Here is a 14,528-nt window from a genome sequence, read left to right as displayed (position 1 = left end):
TCAGGTTTTTTATGCGAATTATTGATCTGAAACAAAAAGAAGTCATCAATACCTGCAACTGTAAAACCCTTGGCTGTCCTGTGGATGTGGAATTTGATCCCTGCAGCGGACGGATTTCTGCCATCATCATCCCAGGCCCCGGAAAATTCTGCTGTTTTCTCGGAAGAGACAGCGAATTCTGTATCCCCTGGGAATGCATCTGTCAGATCGGGGAAGATATTATTCTTGTGGAAATCGATGAGAAAAAATGCCTGAAGAAACTGTGACTGCTCTCCTGGCAGTCATCAGAATGTTCTTCAGGCCCACTCCCTGATCCATTGGCTGTTTTTCTCATCTTCTGTTATCTGTATCGATATCCAGCAACAACAGATTTTCTTCTTTCACATACAATTTTTCCGGCACACCCTCCGACGGATCCCAGTCCGTTTTCGCTGTTTTCCATTGCAGCCACTCGCAGGATCTGTCTTTTCGGAAGGAAACATTCCATTCAAAGGGATCTTCCATAATTCGGTATTCTCCCACCGGGAACTCACTGTAACATCCTTCCGACGGTTTTTCCTTTGTAAAAAAGTGGGCGCGGATCCCGATGGTCCGTGCCTGTAAAGCTTCTTTCGATACCCGGATGCCAACTCCCCAGTCCAATGTCCACAACCAGTTTCCATCTCTGTGGCTTTCCATAGCTTCCACCGCGCAGATATTCTTACATCCGGATAAAAGTGCCGCCGTCTTCGTCTTCGGATTCCGGAAAAATTCTTTTACCGGTTCGATCACTTCCATCCGCCCCTGATGAATACAGCTGACCGTATCACACAGTCGATAGACTTCATCCCGGCTGTGAGATACAAACAGTACCGGTGTCTGTACTTTTTGTAAAAGTTCCAGCATCTGTTGTTCCATTTTCCATTTCAGATAGCTGTCCAATGCGGCAAACGGTTCATCCAGAAGCAATACTTCCGGCTCTGCTGCCAGCATACGTGCCATGGCTACCCGTTGTTTTTGTCCACCGGAGAGCTGATCCGGCATATGATGTTCCAGTCCGCCAAGCTGAAATCCTGTAATATATTCCCTGACTTTTTTCGGATCCGGCTTTCTCCCCATCCCTGCCTGAATATTCTGTACCACATTCATTGTAGGAAACAATGCGTAATCCTGAAACATATATCCGACTTTTCGTTTCTGCGGTGGCAGATTAATCCGTTTTGCCGAATCAAAGAGTACCCTGTCATTCAAAACGATTCTTCCCTCATCCGGCCGTTCGATACCTGCAATACATTTTAACGTCATACTTTTTCCGCATCCGGAAGCTCCCAGAATGGCAAATATGCCTCCATCCATGGAAAAATCCACATCCAGCAGAAAATTCCCCAGTTTCTTTTTTATCCTTACCTGCAGCATATCCGCCCTCCTTACCACCGTTTTTTATGTTTATTATCACCGGATCCGAGCAGGTTCATCACCAGCACCACAAAAAAAGCAATCAGCATGATCACAACGACCCAGAAACCTGCTGTCCCATAGTCGCCATCCTGGATAACCATGGCGATCTTCTGAGAGATCGTCCCTGTCTTTCCCGGGATATTTCCCGCCAGCATGGAAGTTGCCCCATACTCACCCATAGCCCTGGCAAATGTCAGAATCGTTCCTGAAAGAATACCCGGTCCGGCAGATGGAATCACTACTTTCCAGAAAATCTTTATTTCCGACATACCAAGCGTTCTTGCCGCATAAACCAGGTTGGCATCCACCTGTTCAAAAGCAGCTCTGGCATTCCGGTACATCAGTGGAAAAGCAATTACCGTTGCCGCCAGAATACAGCCAAGCCAGGTCTGTACCACCTTGATTCCAAAATTTCCATACAACGCAGCACCAAACGGCCGTCGCACACTGAAGATCAGAAGCAGGAAAAATCCGGCAACTGTGGGAGGAAGTACCATCGGAAGGGTCAGAATCCCGTCCATCACCGCTTTTGTCTTCGGACCTGCTTTTACCACCTGTCTTGCCGCATAGATTCCTCCAAAAAAAGAAAGAATGGTAGCCACCACTCCAGTCTTTAATGAGATCAGCAGAGGACTCCAGTCCAGCCCCTTCATAAATTCCATCATCTGTTCCATTCGTGTCTCCATTCTAATCTTTCCCCCCGCCGGAACATCCTGTTACGGCGGGAAATATGTATTTTAATTATATTATTTCAAAAAGTCTGATTAGTTCTCTACATCTGTATCAAAGTAGTATTTCCGGAAAATGGTCTTTGCATCATCGGTGATCAGAAAATCTATAAATTCCTTGGCTGTTGTGGATTCCAGTTCTTCTGCTTCCGGATTCTGTACCTGTGCCACCGGATAGATAACATCACCGGTCAGATCATACGGAATGACCTGGAGGATCTCCAGACGATCCTCCAGTCCATAAGTATCGGAATAGTATACCGTTCCTACCTCATTGGAGCCTTCTGCTACTGCGGAAGTAACCGCACCAACATTGGCACACTCATTGATCTCCACACCGCCCAGCGCTTCTGAAACAGTAGCTGTCGGAATAGTAGATACATCGTCAGCTTTTTCCAGAATTCCTGTATTTACCAGTGCCTGACGGGTGTATTTTCCAACCGGCACCGAACCATCCGCCAGTGCGATACTGCTGGCTTTGTTCAGATCCTCCAGACTGGTTACTTCTGTGTTACTTTCTTTATAAGTTACCAGACACACCTGGTTATTTACTACATTATGACGGGTACCGTCCACAACCAGACCATCTGTCTCATCCAGCTGATCCATCTGTTTTACCGCTGCTGAGAAAAACACATCGCAGGCTGCACCTTCTTCGATCTGTGTCAGCAGCGTTCCTGAACTGTCATAACTTCCCTGTACATTTACATTTGGATGAGTCTCCTGAAAATTTGTAATCAGTTCTTCCATTACCTGATTCAGACTCTTGGCAGCAAATACTGTAATAGTAGTTTCTTCGCCTGCATTGTCTGCTGTTGTATCATTGCTTTCGTCAGCTGCTGCTTCTGCAGTTGCTTCTGTCTGTGTCTCTTCTTTTGTTGTATCCGCCGCACTGTTGTTCTTAGAGCCGCATCCTGTAAGCAGAGACACTACCATAGCTGTTGCAAGTAACATACTTACACTTTTTTTCTTCATTTTTTCTTCATTCTTTCTTTCTCCTCATTCCTGTTTTGTCTGCGCGGACCTGTATCAGCTGTGCTGCGATGCTGATTGCGATCTCTGCCGGTGTTTCACTTCCGATTTCGATTCCGATAGGTGCATACACCTGATCCAGTTCTTCCTCTGTGAAGCCTTCGCTTGCCAATTTTTCTCTGACGTACCGGGTTTTTCTTTTACTTCCCACTACACCTATATAAGAAGCAGGTGTCCGCAAGGCAAACCGTTCCACATCGGCATCACAGCGATGCCCTCTCGTGACTACCACCAGATAGTCTTCCGGTTTTACTTCCAGAATCTGCGAAAGTGCTGTAAAGTCTACGGTCTTTGTCTCCTGAACTCCCGGAAACAAAGCGTGATCTGTATATTCTTCCCGATCATCCAGAACCATACACCAGAATCCCAGATGACTGAGCACCGGAACCAGCTCCTGAGCCAGATGACCGCCTCCAAAAATGTAAACCCTTCCATCGTAACAGAATTCTTCTGCGTAAATCTTCTGTCCGTTTTCCTCCAGAATCCTGCAGTGTCCTCTTCCTTCTGTGATCTCTCTTCGGATCCGGGGCGTTCCTTCAGAAAATGGAAGAACCAGCCAGTAAGGTTTTCCCTCATCTGCTGCCGCCAGTGCTTCTTTTAAAAATTCTCCGACGCCCGGATCCTGTGCACAGGCACTGTAAAACAGTACTTTTACTCTGCCTCCACAGACCATGCCCAGTTCGCTGTTTTCTCCGGTTCCCAGATCAAAATTTTCCACATAATGGGCAGCTGTTCCTGCCAGTTCCATGGCTTTTTTTACTGCCTGATATTCCAGGTTGCCGCCTCCGATAGTTCCGTAGATTCTTCCGTTTTTAGCCACTACCATATAAGCCCCTGTAGTTCGCGGAACAGAACCATTTCCTTCTACAATAGTAACCAGCACCGTATCTGTCTTCTGATTCCATCGATCCAGTAACAACTGATATAATTTTTTCATTGATTGTGTTTCCTTTTATTTGATTTTTCGTAACTGTGAAGGTACTGAACAGTTACGATTTTTCTGCTATTCTATTCTTTCCAATAGGTCACCTTTTCGGATCGTACCACCATGTAACACAATGGCAAATACACCTTCTCTGGGCATGATGCATTCACCCATCCGTTTATAAATCTCACAGTGGCTGTGACATTCTTTCCCGATCTGAGTCATCTCCAGAACGGCTTCTCCACATTGAAAACGGGTTCCCACCGCAAGGTTGCGAAAATCATATCCGCTGACGATCAGGTTTTCTCCAAAAGCACCAAGTTCGATATCAGCACCCTTTTTCCGAAATTCTTCGATTTTTTCATAAGATAACATGCTGACCTGTCTGTGCCAGTGTCCCGCATGAGCGTCTCCCTGAATCCCCCAGTCCTTTGCCAGAATGGCCTCTTCGATTTCATGTTTCGCTGTACCACGTTTTTCACTGATACAGATTCCTTTAATTACTCCCAAAACTGTTCCTTTCTATTGTGTCTACTCTATCCACCAATTTTTACCATTTCATGTGTCTCTGTCATCTCGGCCGGATGTTCAAAGCAGTGTGCCGCCGGTTTTCGGAAAATCGTCTGCTCCATGATCGTTCGCAAATTTTCCTTCTCTCCTTCGCGGAGCACCCGGCGAAGATCCTCCCCCTCATCATAGCACAGACACAGTTTCAGATACCCTTCTGCCGTCAGTCGTACCCGGTTACAGGTATCACAGAATTTTCCGTGTATGGCACTGATAAACCCAACCGGAACTTTCAGATCTGAAAACTGATAATACACCGCCGGCCCACTGCCCATCCGGGAAAGTTCTTCCCGATTGGTCATACATTCTGCTTTTCCACAGACTGCCTCCAGTGTCTCCCGCAGTTCTTCATTGCTTCTCCCCACATATTTTTTGCCATATCCGACTGGCATTATTTCAATAAAACGAAGGGGCAGGTTTTCTTCCTGTGCATAACGCACCAGTGGAATCGGATCCAGTTCTTTTCTATTCACTGCATTCAGCTTTACCGGCAATCCGGCAGTCTTTGCCGCCCGGATTCCTGCCAGGACTTCCTGCAGTTCCCGTTTTCCGGTAATCTTATAGAATTCTTCCGGATCCAGTGTGTCCAGGCTGATATTCACGCCGTCCACACCGGCTTCTTTTAACTGTTTCCCATAATTTCCAAGCAAAACACCATTGGTCGTCATAGTGATAGTCTCTACCCCGGGAATCTCCCTGATTCCACGGATCAGATCCACACAGCCTTTTCGCACCAGCGGTTCCCCGCCCGTAATACGGATGTGCGTGATACCAAGGCTTACGCCTGTTCTCACGATCTCCCAGATTTCCTCAAAAGTCAGGATGTTTTTCATTCCTACATCCTGAACGCCTTCCGGCATACAGTAGCAGCATCGCAGATTGCAACGATCCGTAACGGATATACGCAGATAATTGATCACTCTTCCATACCGATCCAGCATCTTCCTGTTACCACCCTTTTCCAAAACCACAGTTTGGATACGTACAGACCGGACAGTTCAGGCACAGACCGCCCTCTCCCAACGCTGCCAGTTCCTCTGCTGTGATCTCATCATCTGCCAGCAGACGGGGCAGTGCCAGATCAAAAATCGTCCGTTTTGCATACATCACACACCCGGGAAGTCCTACGATCGGGATCTTTTCCCGGTAATAAGACAACAGGAACATGGCTCCCGGAAGTACCGGTGCACCATAAGAAACCATCCGCGCTCCTGTGTTTTTTATGGCCAGAGGTGTTTTGTCATCCGGATCCACACTCATACCGCCGGTACAAAGTACCAGCTCAGCCCCCTGTTCGATTGCCTGCAGACAGCCTTTGGTGATTGCTTCATGATCATCATCATATACTTCATGAAAGATCATTTCACAGTTATATTCTTTCAGTTTTTCAACCAGTACCGGAGTAAATTTGTCCTCGATTCGTCCATGGTATACTTCACTTCCCGTTGTCAGAATCGCCACTTTTTTCCCGTGCAGCGGTTTCAATGTCAGAATCGGACCATCCTGACAGACTGCTTTCGCCCGCTCCATCTTCTCTTTTTCTATAACCAGCGGAATAATCCTGGTTCCTGCAAGCTTATCTCCTTCTTTGACGCAGGTATTGCCGTGACGGGTTGCGATCATCATTTCTCCAAGCCCGTTGACTTTTTTCAGTTTTTCCCTGTCTATTTTCAACAGTCCGTCACAGTCAGCGATCACCTCAATTTTCCCTTCTTTGACCTCTGAAGGATGCATATGCTCATTTCCGCACATTGCATACAGAATCTGTGCCGCCTCATTTTCATGAAGCATATGCTCATCTTTTTCCCAGATATAAATATGTTCTTTTCCAACACTCAAAAGTACCGGTATATCCTCCTCGGTAATGATATGACCTTTCCGGAATACTGCATCTTTCGTCACCCCGGGAATGATCTGTGTGATATCATGACACAGAACCTGCCCGATCGCGTCTTCAGTCTTCATTAATTTCATGCGTGTTCTCCTCTACCTACTCCACTGCTTCACAGATCACTTCAAGCACGCTTCCTGCGATACAGCGGGCTTTGTCTGAAATCGTAAAACAGTTTGCCAGTTCTTCTTTTCTCGGATCAATATCTGCGATCTTAAATCCTTTTGTCACCGGATAATCATCGCGGATCAGACCACGGAGAAGTCCGTCAATGGTTGCTGATACTTCTGTCGATCCGTCTTCTCCCTCTATCACAGCCAGAACCTGCCCGGCTTCCACGATATCTCCGATTTTACTTCTGTTTTTCATTCTTCCTGCTGCCGGTGCATGAATGACACGTTCTGCACCGTAGCCGCCGATGATTCCCGGAATCCCGGTGTTCGGATATGCACTTCCCTGACGGATAATCCTTCCAAGATTATGCCCACGTTTCGTCTCGATCACCACATCCACATCTTCACCCGCACAAAATCCAGGACCAAGTCCGATCGTAAGCGGTGCCATATCTTTTGTTGTTCCGAGATTTTTCTTTGCAAGGATCGCATCCACCACAACCTTCGGTTTCAGTAACCGGATACTTTCTCCCTTCGGATCCACCAGAACCGGAACTTTTCCTTCCTCCCAGACCTGACGCATCTGCTCCACGCTTTCGATCCGGACAGCCTCTACATTCTCCACACAGGTGCTTCCACTGTACACAGCTTCACTCAGTGCCACCTGTCTTCGGATCGCTGCCGGGTGATCTGTTTCCAGAACCAGCAGATGAAATCCGCTTTTTTTCAGTCGATGAATCGTCCCGGTCGCCAGATCCCCCGCTCCTCGGACAATGATCAGATCACTCTTTTTCATTCGTAATTCCTTTCTCTTTCGTTATTCTCATTCGAGAATAACGCTTGCATACATATAACTTTACAATACTTATATTTATTTGTCAATTCTGTACGCTTTTTTTGACTCTCTTTTTCCCATATGAGTTACTGGGCACTTCGTTCCCGGTAACACGTTTCGCATAGTATCCCATATATATTCCGGCGCATGCTTTCTCTGTCTATACTTCAAACCATCTCATAAAAGATTCTCCGGCGCTCCGATTCAGTTCCGCCATAAACATTTCATATCGATGCAGGAAATCCTTTCCTTTCTCGGTAAGCATGGTCCTGCCGCCTCTGCTTCCGCCCCGGCTTCCTTCCATCAGAGAAAACCCCAGATCTTCTTCCGCGTGCTTCATAATACGCCATCCCTTGGAATACGCCATCCCCATGCACCGACAGGCCTCGGAGAGCGACCCTGTCTCTTCCACATGGTGCATCAACTCCGCCACTCCCGGACCAAAAGCTCCTTCTTTTCGAAACACCCGCACCTTCATATGATAATGCAGCTTATTTTCTTCCATTTTTCTCCTTGTCCACCATACATTCCTGTATTTTCCTGAATTATTAAATTTATACCAGCTGTTCAGCAGTCACTGTCCTGCAAGGTGAAGGAACCAAACAGCTGCCGTTCAGGTTTTTCTACAATTCCAGTATATACTCCCCTTCCCAGTGACAGCCCGCTTTCTCCAGTGCCGTAAGAATCTCGTCTCTTGCCTCCGGCACTGCCTTCCAGGAAAGGCCACAACCTGCTGTAATTTCCCTTGGAATCGGTATCAGACGTCCCGGCAGGTTCTGTTCCATGGCATATTTTTCTGCTGCCATCGCCTGCGTCGTACTCTCGAAAGTCAAAATCCATGTTTTCTTTTTCATTCTCATATTTCTGACAACTCCCACAAAGCCTCTGCCGTTCGATCCACTTCTTTCTCCGTATTCCAGTGTGACACAGAGATTCTCACAGCCCCCTGTTCTTTTGTTCCCAGCGTCTGGTGCATCAACGGAGCGCAATGCGCCCCCGCCCGGACAGCAATTCCATGTTCCTCATACAGCCAGTCCGCAACATACGCAGAATCTTCTTCTCCTATATTAAAAGAAAGAATTCCCACACGCCGGTTTCCGTCCGGATCACCATAAAGACGAATCCCGGGAATCTCCCTGATCTGTTCTTCCAGCCGTCTTAATAATTGCCGCTCCCGCTGCAAAATCTCCTTTGTTCCTTTTTTCTTCAGATAATCCAGCGCACCACCAAGTCCGGCGATTCCATGGACATTCATAGTTCCGGCTTCCAGATGCTCCGGCATCGCTTTCGGATGTTCCCGGTCAAAGCTGTGGATACCGCTTCCGCCTACCTTCAACGGACAAATCTCCACTCCCGGACGCACATAAAGTCCACCGGTTCCCTGGGGTCCCAAAAGTCCCTTATGCCCGGTAAAGCAAAAGATATCTATTCCCTGTTTCTGTACATCCACCGGTAAAATTCCCGCCGTCTGCGACCCGTCTACCACCAAAAGCAAATCTCTGCTCTCTGTTACTTCCCGGATTCTTTCCAGGTCGGTAATATTTCCGGTCAGATTGGAAGCATGTGTAATTACGATACCTTTTGTATTCTCCCTGACAAGCTCCGGAAGTTTTTCATACTCCAACACACCATTTTCATCTGCGGAAAGAAAACTGACTTCCACACCTTCCTCCTGCAACCGGTAAAGAGGCCGAAGAACCGAATTATGTTCGCAGACTGTGGTGATCACATGATCCCCCTTATGGAACAGTCCAAAAATCGCAGTGTTCAGTGCCTCTGTAGCGTTCGAGGTAAATGCGATCCGCTCTCCTTTTTCTGCATGAAAAAGTTCTGCCAGCTGCTCTCTTACCTGATAGACACACCGTCCCGCCTGCAACGTGGCCTCATGTGCGCCCCGTCCGGGATTCCCCATGGTATGAAAGGCACGAATCACAGCTTCTTCCACCTCTTTCGGCTTTTGCAGCGATGTTGCCGCGTTATCCAGATATATCATGGCTTGATGATCCGGTCGGCTTTTGTCATCCGCTCTGCGATATCGTACATATTGGTAACTTCTCCCACCTGTAATTTATCGGATATTCCATAAAAGTTCAGACAGGTACCACAGGTACGAATCTCCACGCCCTGTTCTTCCAGCATTTTCAGATCTTCCAGAGACTGAGAACCTTCACAGGTCAGGAATGCTCCCCCATTATAAAAGAGCATCTGACCCGGCAACTCGTCCTGCTGTGTCAGCGCGTAAATAAATCCCTTCAACAACGTAGCACCCAGTTCGTCATTTCCCTCACCCATCGTTTTCGAAGAAATCACCACCAGCCGATTCTTCTTCGCCGGTGCACATACTACATAATCTGCTTCTTCCACTGATGTCTCCTGCGTTGCTTCTACCTCGCCAACCGTCAGCGTCACCTGGTATTCCTGTTCTTTCACTTTCCGTGAACTACAGCCATAACCTTTCTGGTTTGCCATCTTGGTCAGGTTCTGCACAGCAATCTCATTATCTACCAGCACCTCCACCGTTCCGGCACCCTGCAGTTCTTTGATGGCTTCCTTTGCTTTCACTAACGGGATCGGGCAGATATCTCCGAGTGCATTTACTGTTTTTTTCATTTTCGGTTCCTCCTATGTATTTTTTCATATTGATGATAGATACTATTAGCTATCTATTAATTTATAACGGACGGGTATCCTTGTCAATGATCTTCCAATGACTATGAACTCCACGTCCGGCAAATTAAATGCTGTCCAATAAGCTGTTCGTAGTAAAATGAACAGCAAGATTTCTATTCTATCATCAAACATAGAAACTCTGATGTGTGAATTAGAGCGTGTCTGAAAAAGGCTTTTCGTGAGCTGCGAGTCCCAGTTTGTGGGAGATTTTATCCGAATGAGGGCGGCGTAACGGGCTACGGCAACCGAATGAGGGTAAAATATACCGCAAAGAGGGCTTGCAGATTGCGGAAATGATTTTTCAACACGCTCCAGGTACTCAGTTCTTTCTGGGCGAAAAAAGAATGACAGATACGTTTTGTATGCCGGATCATTCAAGTCTCTATTTGCGCCCTGCCACCCGAATCTCCACTTCCTGTCTCTCCATCACTTCCCCGACAATCTCCGCCGGAAGTCCGGCCTCCCACAGTTCTCCGCGCAGTTCTTCCGCCACCTCTCCCGGCACTGCAAACAGCAGTCCGCCAGAAGTTTGCGGATCGTACAATACTTCTTCCATCCCGAACGACACATTCTCAAACCGCACATACTGCTCCAGATGATTCCTGTTTTTCTGTCCTGCTGCGGTCAGGAGGAATTCTTCTGCGCATGATTCCGCTCCGTCAAATACCGGGAGCCGGTCTGCGTAGATTTTGCAGGAATGTCTGCCGTCCATCATTTCGTGCAGATGCCCAAGGAATCCAAATCCGGTGACATCGGTGCAGGCGTGTACCGGGTATTTTCGTCCGATCTCGGACGCTTTGCGGTTCAGTGTTGTCATGGAAGCAATCACCTGCTCCATCGCTCCTTTTGGTGCCTGGTTGACACGGTTCGCGGCGCAGAGGATGCCTACGCCCAGTCGTTTAGTCAGAATCAGGCAATCACCCGGTTTTGCGCCGTTGTTTTCCCATATTTTTTCCGGATCTACCACACCGGTCACGGACAGACCGTATTTGACATCACTGTCTGCGATCGAATGACCGCCTGCAAGGCTTCCTCCAGCTTCCTGTACTTTTTCAGCTCCCCCCTGTAAGATCTTTCCGAGGATATTCAGATCCATGAATTCCGGAAAACAAACAATATTCAGTGCTGTCTTTACTTCTCCTCCCATGGCATAGATGTCGCTCAGGGCATTCGTCGCCGCTATTTTTCCAAATATATACGGATCCTCTACCATCGGTGGAAAAAAATCCAATGTCTGTACCACTGCCTGGTGCTCATTCAGGCGATATACTGCTGCATCATCCTTGCTGTCATATCCTACCAGCAAATTTTCATCTTTTTTTCCCTTCGGAAGCCGTTCCAGGATGTGTTCCAGCACTCCGGCTCCCAGTTTTGCTGTACATCCACCGCTTTTGCAGAATACAATTTCTTTTTCGCTCATTTTTTCTCCTACTTCCGTGCACATTCCCCATCTTCTCCCAAAAGAATATCCAGCCCGTGTCCCAGTGAACTCAGTATGTAAGTAAGACTCTCCTCTACTGCCTTCGGGCTTCCCGGAAGATTGACGATCAGGGTCTGTTTGCGGATCGCACTGGCTGCGCGGCTTAACATTGCTCTCGGTGTGATCGTCAGGCTGTATGCCCGAATCGCCTCTGCAATCCCCGGTGCTACCCGGTCAGCTACAGCGAGCGTAGCTTCCGGCGTCACATCCCGCACGGAAAATCCTGTACCACCGGTTGTCAGAACCAACGCACAATGCTCCTCATCTGCCAGTCTGCAAAGTTCTTTCTCGATCGCTGGCTGATCGTCTGGAAGTATCCGATAAGATACCACTTCATACCGATCGTCCGGAAGCAATTCCTGAATCTTCGGACCACTCAGATCCTCCCGCTCTCCGCGGGATCCTTTATCACTTAATGTAACAATTCCAACTTTATATTTTCGTTTTTCCATCCTTATTTTCCTGCTTTCTCTATCACATTCGCACAATCATAATACTTTTTTATCGGCATCTCTTGGAAGCAATTTTTCCTGTATCCTATCCCCGGATAATCCGAATCAGATTTTTATCCAACATCAATGTCCGATTCCACGGATTGATTATCACGCCCTCAATCTCATCCACTGAAAGTGCCGATACAAATAATTTTTCCATATCTGTAAGGAACGTGGACATCACACTTCCACCGCCCTTTAATTCCTCATCGAAACTGGTAAAAGCAGCCCACCATTTTTTTCCATCATCGGTCTGAATAGCCTGCAGGCGCATCTGCTGATTTCCCACCGACGGCTCCACGGCCACGATAAGCTGTCCGTGAGCCTGCATCCGTCTGCGTACAACAGTCAGAGCATGTGCCAGCATTTCCTGTGTCGGATTCTGCTGCAGGGAAAGAATTGCCTGTTCCATTCGTTCATTATCCTTTAACTCTTCATCGGTCGATATATTTCTGTGATCTGTCATAAATTTGCCTCGTCTTTCTCAAATTCTTATCTTACAGACAGTATAACACAGATAGATTCTCTTCGAAAAGAAAGAAAAGTGATGATCTGTCAAGGAGTAAAACTTTTTTTATTTTTGTCGGAAATGAATAGAGGCTTTGCCAGCTGAGAATCATTTTAGTTGTAAAAACAAATACAATTAGGAGGATTCTTATTATGGCATTGAACAAGGTAGAAATCTGCGGCGTAAATACATCCAGGCTTCCGATACTGACCAATGAGGAAAAAGAATTGCTCTTTGAAAAGATAAAAAAAGGGGACAAAGAGGCAAGAGAACTGTATATCAAGGGAAATCTTCGTCTGGTACTCAGTGTGATCAAACGTTTTTCCGGAAGCAACGAAAACGCTGACGATCTTTTTCAGATCGGATGCATCGGACTCATGAAAGCAATTGATAATTTTGATACAACCTTGCAGGTGAAATTTTCCACTTACGCTGTACCGATGATCATCGGGGAAATCCGAAGATATCTGCGTGACAACAGTACCATCCGAGTCAGTCGTTCCCTGCGCGACACTGCTTACAAGGCTATCTACGCCAGGGAAAATTATCTGAAAAACAATCTCCGTGAACCGACGATTATGGAGATTGCCTCCGAAATCGGAATGGGAAAAGAAGAAATTGTCTATGCGCTTGATGCAATCCAGAGTCCGATGAGTTTATACGAACCAGTATATACCGAAGGTGGTGACACCCTCTATGTAATGGATCAGGTCAGTGATAAGAAAAATAAGGAGGAAAACTGGGTGGAAAATCTTGCACTGCAAGATGCAATGAACCGGTTAAACACACGGGAACGGCATATCGTAAATCTACGATTTTACGAAGGTAAAACACAGATGGAAGTTGCACAGGAAATCGGCATCTCTCAGGCACAAGTCAGCCGGCTTGAAAAAAACGCTCTTCGAGTGATGCGAAATTATCTGCGTTAGATTAAAACCTTGCTTTCCTTTTTTCTGATAATTTGATAAACTAGGCAGGAGAAAGGAAAGATACCGAAAATCAAAAATTTATAGTGCCTGACACCAGACCACACGGTATCACAAATCAAACAGAATTTTATGTGCAAATTTTATAAATATTATAAAGAACTGAAAAAAAGTAAAGAAAGTCCTCTTCAGACTGCTTTTCCATTTCTCATGAAAGAAAAATGCTGTGTTTCTTTTGTAGGCGCTGGAGGAAAAAGTTCTCTGATTGCCTGTATCGCTGACTGGGGTGCGCTCCACCAAAAAAAGGTTCTGGTAACTACAACCACCCATATTTTCCGTCCCTCTTCCCTAAAACTGGCTCAAACCGAACAGGAACTGGAACATATCTGGCAGACAGACAATTGGGCGGTGATTGGTACTGTGGATTCTGTGCAGCCACAGAAACTTCAAAGTCCGGATCCTCACTGGTTACAGCGTGCGGCAGAACTTGCGGATCTGATTCTGATTGAAGCAGACGGTTCCAAACGCCTGCCCTGCAAGGTACCGGATTCCCATGAACCGGTCATACTCCCTCAGACAGACGTAGTTGTTGCCGTTCTTGGACTTTCTGCGCTAGATCTTCCTTTAAAAGACTGCTGTTTCCGACTGGACCAAGCAACCAAACTTCTGTCTGCAAAAGAATCACATCCTCTGACCTGCCAACATATGGCAACAATTTTTGCTTCCAGGCAGGGACTACGGAAAGCTACAAACAACAGCGAATATGTTGTCGTATTAAATCAGTGTGACAACGAAGACCGAAAGAATGCCGGTGAACAAATCAGTGACATTCTCTGCGGATTAGATCCTACTATAAACCATATAATTTTAACAAAATTACATCCGTGACATACGGAAACCACATATGAGAAAGGATAAACAT

At 46.7% G+C, this 14,528-nt stretch carries 19 protein-coding genes and 1 pseudogene; 4 read left to right on the top strand and 16 right to left on the bottom strand.

The window, feature by feature from the left end; all coding sequences use genetic code 11:
* The first annotated feature begins 11 nt into the window (after positions 1-11).
* Complete coding sequence (locus tag FYJ57_RS09315) at positions 12-266, top strand: PRC-barrel domain-containing protein (RefSeq protein ID WP_022171974.1); 255 nt, start codon at positions 12-14, stop codon at positions 264-266.
* Positions 267-330: 64 nt separating this feature from the next.
* On the opposite strand, the gene FYJ57_RS09310 is transcribed toward FYJ57_RS09315, so the two are convergent.
* The 13 genes and pseudogenes from FYJ57_RS09310 to FYJ57_RS16540 all read right to left on the bottom strand — a co-directional run.
* On the bottom strand, positions 331-1,395 hold the full coding sequence (locus tag FYJ57_RS09310) for a sulfate/molybdate ABC transporter ATP-binding protein (RefSeq protein WP_154432446.1): 1,065 nt from the start codon (positions 1,393-1,395) through the stop codon (positions 331-333).
* An 11-nt stretch (positions 1,396-1,406) separates the two neighbouring features.
* On the bottom strand, positions 1,407-2,111 hold the full coding sequence (gene modB / locus FYJ57_RS09305) for a molybdate ABC transporter permease subunit (protein ID WP_022171976.1): 705 nt from the start codon (positions 2,109-2,111) through the stop codon (positions 1,407-1,409).
* Between the two features lie 90 nt (positions 2,112-2,201).
* Positions 2,202-3,140: a molybdate ABC transporter substrate-binding protein gene (modA, locus tag FYJ57_RS09300; protein WP_154432445.1), complete on the bottom strand. Its 939-nt coding sequence runs from the start codon at positions 3,138-3,140 to the stop codon at positions 2,202-2,204.
* A 7-nt stretch (positions 3,141-3,147) separates the two neighbouring features.
* Positions 3,148-4,134 (bottom strand): XdhC family protein, encoded by a 987-nt coding sequence (locus FYJ57_RS09295; RefSeq protein ID WP_106492376.1) that lies wholly within the window; start codon positions 4,132-4,134, stop codon positions 3,148-3,150.
* A 66-nt stretch (positions 4,135-4,200) separates the two neighbouring features.
* Positions 4,201-4,632 carry an MOSC domain-containing protein gene (locus tag FYJ57_RS09290; protein ID WP_154432444.1) on the bottom strand — a complete coding sequence of 144 codons (432 nt, stop codon included), beginning with the start codon at positions 4,630-4,632 and terminating at the stop codon, positions 4,201-4,203.
* A 26-nt stretch (positions 4,633-4,658) separates the two neighbouring features.
* A complete protein-coding gene (gene moaA, locus FYJ57_RS09285; RefSeq protein ID WP_154432443.1) occupies positions 4,659-5,630 on the bottom strand; it encodes a GTP 3',8-cyclase MoaA in 972 nt (323 codons plus the stop codon).
* Between the two features lie 7 nt (positions 5,631-5,637).
* The gene (locus tag FYJ57_RS09280; protein WP_154432442.1) at positions 5,638-6,663 is read right to left on the bottom strand and encodes a molybdopterin-binding protein; all 1,026 of its coding nucleotides are present in this window, start codon (positions 6,661-6,663) and stop codon (positions 5,638-5,640) included.
* A 16-nt stretch (positions 6,664-6,679) separates the two neighbouring features.
* A complete protein-coding gene (gene yqeB / locus FYJ57_RS09275; RefSeq protein ID WP_154432441.1) occupies positions 6,680-7,489 on the bottom strand; it encodes a selenium-dependent molybdenum cofactor biosynthesis protein YqeB in 810 nt (269 codons plus the stop codon).
* A gap of 199 nt (positions 7,490-7,688) precedes the next feature.
* On the bottom strand, positions 7,689-8,033 hold the full coding sequence (locus FYJ57_RS09270; protein WP_154432440.1) for a winged helix-turn-helix domain-containing protein: 345 nt from the start codon (positions 8,031-8,033) through the stop codon (positions 7,689-7,691).
* 118 nt (positions 8,034-8,151) lie between these two features.
* Entirely contained in the window at positions 8,152-8,388 is a 237-nt protein-coding gene (locus FYJ57_RS09265; RefSeq protein WP_117524942.1) for a putative Se/S carrier protein, read from the bottom strand.
* Positions 8,385-9,521, bottom strand: coding sequence for an aminotransferase class V-fold PLP-dependent enzyme (locus tag FYJ57_RS09260; RefSeq protein ID WP_154432439.1), 1,137 nt, complete (start codon positions 9,519-9,521; stop codon positions 8,385-8,387). Before FYJ57_RS09260 ends, FYJ57_RS09265 begins: the two co-directional genes overlap by 4 nt.
* Entirely contained in the window at positions 9,518-10,138 is a 621-nt protein-coding gene (yedF, locus tag FYJ57_RS09255; protein WP_154432438.1) for a sulfurtransferase-like selenium metabolism protein YedF, read from the bottom strand. Before yedF ends, FYJ57_RS09260 begins: the two co-directional genes overlap by 4 nt.
* Positions 10,139-10,183: 45 nt before the next feature.
* A pseudogene (locus FYJ57_RS16540) lies at positions 10,184-10,426 on the bottom strand (DUF6783 domain-containing protein); the annotation flags it as partial.
* Between FYJ57_RS16540 and FYJ57_RS16535 the strand changes: the two are divergent.
* On the top strand, positions 10,382-10,495 hold the full coding sequence (locus FYJ57_RS16535; RefSeq protein ID WP_408636466.1) for a DUF6783 domain-containing protein: 114 nt from the start codon (positions 10,382-10,384) through the stop codon (positions 10,493-10,495). The pseudogene FYJ57_RS16540 and the gene FYJ57_RS16535 overlap by 45 nt on opposite strands.
* An 85-nt stretch (positions 10,496-10,580) precedes the next feature.
* Here the strand turns inward: FYJ57_RS16535 and selD are convergent, their stop codons facing one another.
* From selD to FYJ57_RS09240, 3 genes are all read right to left on the bottom strand, one after another.
* A complete protein-coding gene (gene selD / locus FYJ57_RS09250; RefSeq protein WP_154432437.1) occupies positions 10,581-11,618 on the bottom strand; it encodes a selenide, water dikinase SelD in 1,038 nt (345 codons plus the stop codon).
* An 8-nt stretch (positions 11,619-11,626) separates the two neighbouring features.
* Positions 11,627-12,130 carry a molybdopterin adenylyltransferase gene (gene mog, locus FYJ57_RS09245; RefSeq protein ID WP_118315883.1) on the bottom strand — a complete coding sequence of 168 codons (504 nt, stop codon included), beginning with the start codon at positions 12,128-12,130 and terminating at the stop codon, positions 11,627-11,629.
* A gap of 85 nt (positions 12,131-12,215) precedes the next feature.
* Positions 12,216-12,638 (bottom strand): SseB family protein, encoded by a 423-nt coding sequence (locus FYJ57_RS09240; protein WP_154432436.1) that lies wholly within the window; start codon positions 12,636-12,638, stop codon positions 12,216-12,218.
* Positions 12,639-12,832: 194 nt separating this feature from the next.
* Between FYJ57_RS09240 and sigG the strand changes: the two genes are divergently transcribed.
* Both sigG and yqeC read left to right on the top strand, forming a co-directional pair.
* Complete coding sequence (gene sigG, locus FYJ57_RS09235) at positions 12,833-13,609, top strand: RNA polymerase sporulation sigma factor SigG (protein ID WP_154432435.1); 777 nt, start codon at positions 12,833-12,835, stop codon at positions 13,607-13,609.
* 129 nt (positions 13,610-13,738) lie between these two features.
* Positions 13,739-14,494, top strand: coding sequence for a selenium cofactor biosynthesis protein YqeC (gene yqeC / locus FYJ57_RS09230; RefSeq protein ID WP_154432434.1), 756 nt, complete (start codon positions 13,739-13,741; stop codon positions 14,492-14,494).
* Positions 14,495-14,528: the final 34 nt, after the last annotated feature.

This window comes from Oliverpabstia intestinalis (assembly GCF_009696065.1).
Lineage (GTDB): Bacteria > Bacillota > Clostridia > Lachnospirales > Lachnospiraceae > Oliverpabstia > Oliverpabstia intestinalis.
The sequence above is the reverse complement of the archived record's forward strand: the minus strand, read 5'-3'. Positions and strand labels throughout refer to the sequence as shown.

Excerpts from the sequence above, each read along its gene's own strand:
- FYJ57_RS09315 (WP_022171974.1), top strand. The coding sequence starts at position 12 with ATGCGAATTATTGATCTGAAACAAAAAGAAGTCATCAATACCTGCAAC.
- FYJ57_RS09310 (WP_154432446.1), bottom strand. The coding sequence starts at position 1,395 with ATGCTGCAGGTAAGGATAAAAAAGAAACTGGGGAATTTTCTGCTGGAT.
- modB (WP_022171976.1), bottom strand. The coding sequence starts at position 2,111 with ATGGAACAGATGATGGAATTTATGAAGGGGCTGGACTGGAGTCCTCTG.
- modA (WP_154432445.1), bottom strand. The coding sequence starts at position 3,140 with ATGAAGAAAAAAAGTGTAAGTATGTTACTTGCAACAGCTATGGTAGTG.
- FYJ57_RS09295 (WP_106492376.1), bottom strand. The coding sequence starts at position 4,134 with ATGAAAAAATTATATCAGTTGTTACTGGATCGATGGAATCAGAAGACA.
- moaA (WP_154432443.1), bottom strand. The coding sequence starts at position 5,630 with ATGCTGGATCGGTATGGAAGAGTGATCAATTATCTGCGTATATCCGTT.
- FYJ57_RS09280 (WP_154432442.1), bottom strand. The coding sequence starts at position 6,663 with ATGAAATTAATGAAGACTGAAGACGCGATCGGGCAGGTTCTGTGTCAT.
- yqeB (WP_154432441.1), bottom strand. The coding sequence starts at position 7,489 with ATGAAAAAGAGTGATCTGATCATTGTCCGAGGAGCGGGGGATCTGGCG.
- FYJ57_RS09270 (WP_154432440.1), bottom strand. The coding sequence starts at position 8,033 with ATGGAAGAAAATAAGCTGCATTATCATATGAAGGTGCGGGTGTTTCGA.
- FYJ57_RS09265 (WP_117524942.1), bottom strand. The coding sequence starts at position 8,388 with ATGAGAATGAAAAAGAAAACATGGATTTTGACTTTCGAGAGTACGACG.
- FYJ57_RS09260 (WP_154432439.1), bottom strand. The coding sequence starts at position 9,521 with ATGATATATCTGGATAACGCGGCAACATCGCTGCAAAAGCCGAAAGAG.
- yedF (WP_154432438.1), bottom strand. The coding sequence starts at position 10,138 with ATGAAAAAAACAGTAAATGCACTCGGAGATATCTGCCCGATCCCGTTA.
- selD (WP_154432437.1), bottom strand. The coding sequence starts at position 11,618 with ATGAGCGAAAAAGAAATTGTATTCTGCAAAAGCGGTGGATGTACAGCA.
- mog (WP_118315883.1), bottom strand. The coding sequence starts at position 12,130 with ATGGAAAAACGAAAATATAAAGTTGGAATTGTTACATTAAGTGATAAA.
- FYJ57_RS09240 (WP_154432436.1), bottom strand. The coding sequence starts at position 12,638 with ATGACAGATCACAGAAATATATCGACCGATGAAGAGTTAAAGGATAAT.
- sigG (WP_154432435.1), top strand. The coding sequence starts at position 12,833 with ATGGCATTGAACAAGGTAGAAATCTGCGGCGTAAATACATCCAGGCTT.
- yqeC (WP_154432434.1), top strand. The coding sequence starts at position 13,739 with ATGTGCAAATTTTATAAATATTATAAAGAACTGAAAAAAAGTAAAGAA.